This is a genomic window from Mesorhizobium sp. M1E.F.Ca.ET.063.01.1.1 (assembly GCF_003998155.1).
Classification (GTDB): Bacteria; Pseudomonadota; Alphaproteobacteria; order Rhizobiales; family Rhizobiaceae; genus Mesorhizobium.
This window is the reverse complement of record NZ_RZSC01000521.1, coordinates 1-4,326: the sequence shown is the minus strand read 5'-3', so window position 1 is coordinate 4,326 and position 4,326 is coordinate 1. Positions and strand designations below refer to the sequence as shown.

General features: G+C 64.0%; 5 protein-coding genes. 3 read left to right on the top strand and 2 right to left on the bottom strand.

The genetic code is table 11. From position 1 onward, the window contains the following. On the bottom strand, positions 1–324 hold a 324-nt coding region (locus EOA29_RS26935), incomplete at its 3' end, for a hypothetical protein (protein ID WP_127221850.1). A gap of 189 nt (positions 325–513) precedes the next feature. On the opposite strand from EOA29_RS26935, the gene EOA29_RS26930 reads away from it, so the two are divergent. Both EOA29_RS26930 and EOA29_RS26925 read left to right on the top strand, forming a co-directional pair. Beyond that, the gene (locus tag EOA29_RS26930) at positions 514–2,142 is read left to right on the top strand and encodes a fatty-acid--CoA ligase (protein ID WP_127221849.1); all 1,629 of its coding nucleotides are present in this window, start codon (positions 514–516) and stop codon (positions 2,140–2,142) included. Between the two features lie 77 nt (positions 2,143–2,219). Beyond that, positions 2,220–3,005 carry a DUF1499 domain-containing protein gene (locus EOA29_RS26925; RefSeq protein WP_127221848.1) on the top strand — a complete coding sequence of 262 codons (786 nt, stop codon included), beginning with the start codon at positions 2,220–2,222 and terminating at the stop codon, positions 3,003–3,005. Positions 3,006–3,009: 4 nt separating this feature from the next. Here EOA29_RS26925 and EOA29_RS26920 read toward each other — a convergent pair whose 3' ends face one another. Further along, positions 3,010–3,918, bottom strand: a complete 909-nt coding sequence (locus EOA29_RS26920) for an MBL fold metallo-hydrolase (RefSeq protein ID WP_127221847.1) — start codon at positions 3,916–3,918, stop codon at positions 3,010–3,012. 98 nt (positions 3,919–4,016) lie between these two features. Between EOA29_RS26920 and EOA29_RS26915 the strand changes: the two genes are divergently transcribed. Then, positions 4,017–4,326, top strand: a 310-nt coding sequence (locus EOA29_RS26915; RefSeq protein ID WP_189479001.1) for a biotin transporter BioY, incomplete at its 3' end; no start/stop codon positions are given.

Here is a 4,326-nt window from a genome sequence, read left to right as displayed (position 1 = left end):
GGCATAGGCGGCGGCGATGCCGGCCACCGGATTGGTGCTTCTCGCCGCGGTCTCGACTTTCAGCGCCCCGCCCATGGTCGGCAGCGTCAGCAGCAGGAACTGGCGGTTGCCGCCGTCGCCGACGCATGCGGCAGCCACATGCTGGCTTTCGCCGTCATTTTCGACGCACATCTTGAACAGCAGCGTTCCGCCGACAGCCTCCAGCGCGCCACCGACGACTTCGGCAAATTCGTCGTCGGAGACGGTTTTGGAGTCCGGCGTCAGATCGTCCAGACTTTCGGCAAGCGTGCTTTCGAGGGCTTTGTCTTCGAGCTGCGCGTCCATGCGAATATCTCCATTCGCCAATCTCACCCAGCCCATTAATGAAACTTAACGGCGACGATGGCCGGATTATGGCGGGTTTCACGGGTCATCCGATCGACCCACCCCTTTGGACTTATGGCTGGACAATCCGCCGGATCATTCCACAATGCGTGAAACAACGACGCAAAAGCGCGAAGGGGAGGAACCGAGATGCTCGGACTGATGCAGGAATGGCCGCTGCTCTGCCACAAGCTCATCGACAATGCCGAACGGCAACATGGCGGACGCGAGATCGTGTCGCGTTCGATCGAGGGGCCGATCGTGCGCACCACCTATGCCGACATCCATCGCCGGGCGCTCCAGATCGCCGAGCGGCTGGAGCAGGATGGCTTCGGGCTGGGCGACCGTATCGCCACGCTTGCCTGGAACACGGCCCGGCATATCGAGGCCTGGTACGGCATCATGGGCATCGGCGCGATCTACCACACGCTCAATCCGCGCCTTTTTCCCGAGCAGATCGCCTGGATCATGAACAATGCCGAGGATAAAGCGATCTTCGTCGACCTGACCTTCGTGCCGCTGCTCGAAAAGATCGCCGGCCAGGTAAAATCCCTGAGAAAAGTGATCGTGCTGACCGACAGGGCGCATTTGCCGCGAACGTCGTTGCCGAACGCCGTTGCCTTCGAGGAATGGCTGGCCGAGGCCGATGGCACCTTCGCCTGGAGGACCTTCGACGAGAATACCGCCGCCGGCATGTGCTATACCTCGGGCACCACTGGCGACCCGAAGGGCGTGGTCTACAGCCATCGCTCCAACGTCCTTCACGCCATGATCGCCGCAATGCCGGACGCCATGGGCATATCCGCGCGGGATGTGATCTTGCCCGTGGTGCCGATGTTCCACGCCAACGCCTGGGGCCTTGGCCAGAGCGCGCCGATGATCGGCGCCAAGCTGGTCATGCCGGGCTGCAAGATGGACGGCGCTTCGATCTACGAACTGCTCGACACCGAAAAGGTCACTTTCAGCGCCGCCGTGCCGACGGTCTGGATGATGCTGCTGCAATATCTCGAGGAGACCGGCAGGAAGCTGCCTTATCTCAACAAGGTCGTCATCGGCGGCTCATCCTGCCCGCGCGCCATCACCAGGAAATTCCAGGACAATTACGACGTCCAGGTCGTGCACGCCTGGGGCATGACCGAGATGTCGCCGCTCGGCACGCTGTGCACGATGAAGCCGGAACACGAGAACCTCGAAGGGGAAGCCCGCCTTGATCTGCAAGGCAAGCAGGGTTTCCCGCCCTTCGGCGTCGAAATGAAGGTGACCGACGACGACAACAACGCGCTGCCCTGGGACGGCAAGACCTTTGGGCATCTCAAGGTGCGCGGCCCGGCGGTGGCTCGCGCCTATTACGGCGGCGTCGGTTCCGAGCAGTTCGACGCCGACGGCTGGTTCGACACCGGCGACGTCGCGCATATCGACGCCAGCGGCTACATGCAGATCACCGACCGCGCCAAGGATGTCATCAAATCGGGCGGCGAGTGGATCTCCACCATCGATCTCGAGAACCTTGCCGTCGGCCATCCCGATGTGGCCGAGGCCGCGGCCATCGGCGTGCCGCATTCCAAGTGGGGCGAGCGGCCCCTGCTGGTTGTCGTGCGCAAGCCGGGCAAGGAGCCGAGCAAGAGCGATATCCTCGCCTTCATGAGCGGCAAGGTCGCCAAATGGTGGATGCCGGACGACGTCACCTTCGTCGGCGAAATTCCCCATACGGCCACCGGCAAGATTCAGAAGGTCAGCTTGCGTCAGCAATTCAAGGATTACCGGCTGCCGACGGATTGAGGATTGTTCAATCAGCGATTCCACCAGTCGCTGAACTGCGCTAAGTCTCGGCTCGGGCTGGGGTAATGCGGCAGACGATGGTTACAATTCCTGAACGGCAGACGTCGAGGGCGGCCGGCTGGTCGCGGCGGATGGGAGCATTCTCGCTTGTCCTTTTGTTGACGGCCCTTGCCGGCTATCGCCTCGATTTGGTCGACACGCCGCCCTTCTTGTGGGTGCTGGCGATCGTCGCGCTGCTTGCAGCGCTCGCGCTGCTGCTCGCCGGACTTGCGCTGTCGAGACTGTGGAATTTCGGCGATCGCGGCGGCCGCGATCTCAGCGTCGGCGCGCTGCTGGCGCTCCTGGTGCTTAGCCCCTTCGGCATCGCCGCCTACTGGGCGACGATTTATCCGCCGCTGCGCGATATCTCGACCGACCTCGACGACCCGCCGGTGCTGGACACCAGCGATCGGACCAGCGACATGAACGCGCTGTCGCCGCCGACGCCCGGCGAACAGAGCCTGCAGGCGCAGGCCTACCCGCTGGTCACCGGGCGCAGCTACAACCTTCCTTTCGAAACCGTGGTCGACGCCGTCGAAACCGTGCTCGACCGGCGGGACTGGCAACTGACCGCGCCTTATCCCGATATCAACGGGCAAAGCGAGGCGACGATCAACGCGGTCGCCAGGGGCTTCGTGATCGGGCTGCCCGCCGACCTCGCCATCCGCGTCACCGACGATGGCGAATCGGTCATCGTCGACATGCGCTCGGCCTCGCGCTACGGACGTTATGACCTGGGCGACAATGCCGCCCGCATCACCGATTTCCTCGGCGAGCTCGATCAGGAGGTCGCCGGCCAGGTCGGCGCGGCGCCGGCCGAGTGAAAATCTAGCGCGGCGGCGTGAATATACCGTCGATCGCCGGATCGCCTTCGGTGGCGACCAGGCCGCGGACCACCAGGTCCTCCAGATGGGCAAGCACTGAAAGGCCGGCGGCGCCGTGCAGCCGCGGGTCGGTGTCGCGATAGATCGCCGCGACCATGTCCTTGATCGTCCGGTCGCCGTTGCGGATGCGCTCCAGGATCGCCCGTTCGCGCATCTTGCGGTGCGTTTTCAGCCCGCGCATGAACTTTCGCGGCGCGGTGACCGGCCCGCCATGACCGGGCAGCAGCAGCCGGTCGCCGCGCTCGATCAATTTATCGAGCGACCCCATATAATCGGCCATCGCGCCATCCGGGGGCGCGACGATGGAGGTCGCCCAGGCCATGACATGGTCGGCCGAAAACAGCACGCCGGTTCCCTCGAGCGCAAAGGCCGCGTGGTTGGCGGCGTGACCTGGCGTCAGCACCGTTCGGATCGTCCAGCCGTCGCCATGGGTGATGGAACCGTCCGCCAGCGCGACGTCAGGCACGAAGTCCAAGTCGGCGCTGGCATCGAGCGGGTTAACCTCGCCGATGCGCAGCGGCCGCGCTGGCCGATGCGGACCTTCGGCAAGCACGGTGGCGCCCGTTTGCTGCTTCAGCCGCGCCGCCAGGGGCGAATGGTCGCGGTGGGTGTGGCTGACGAAGACGTGGCTGACGGGCCTGCCGCCGATCGCGGCGAGCAAGGTTTGGAGATGCGTATCGTCATCCGGTCCGGGATCGATCACTGCGAGCGTCTCGCGGCCGACGATATAGCTGTTGGTGCCGTGAAAAGTGAACGGACTTGGGTTGTTGGCGGTGATGCGCAGCACGTCGGGCGCAACCGTGACCGCCTGGCCATAGGCCGGATCGAAGCGTGTGTCGAATTCAAGCGCCATGCCGGGCTCCGCTGCGACGCGGCAAAATGATTGCCGCCTGATACGGAAGCCAATATAGGAAAATTAAAGCCAGCAAATCAGCCAACACGGGGAAGACCATGGCAACTGCAACCACGATGCGTCCGCTTGTTTCTCTCGCTCTGCCCGACCAGGGCGCTGCGCGGCTGGCGGCGCAGCTCTTTCTGGCGCTTGCCGGAACCCTCCTGCTGACGCTCTCGGCCAAGACCAAGGTCGTTCTCGGCCCGGTTGACATCTCGTTGCAGACGCTTGCCGTCCTGCTAATCGCCGCCGCCTTCGGCATGCGCCTTGCCGTCGCGACGCTCATTCTTTACCTCGCCGAAGGCGCGTTTGGTTTGCCCGTTTTCCAGGGCACGCCTGAAAAGGGCGTCGGCATCGCCTATATGCTGG

Coding starts and splice junctions, on each gene's coding strand:
- EOA29_RS26930 (WP_127221849.1), top strand. CDS start 514: ATGCTCGGACTGATGCAGGAATGGCCGCTGCTCTGCCACAAGCTCATC.
- EOA29_RS26925 (WP_127221848.1), top strand. CDS start 2,220: ATGGTTACAATTCCTGAACGGCAGACGTCGAGGGCGGCCGGCTGGTCG.
- EOA29_RS26920 (WP_127221847.1), bottom strand. CDS start 3,918: ATGGCGCTTGAATTCGACACACGCTTCGATCCGGCCTATGGCCAGGCG.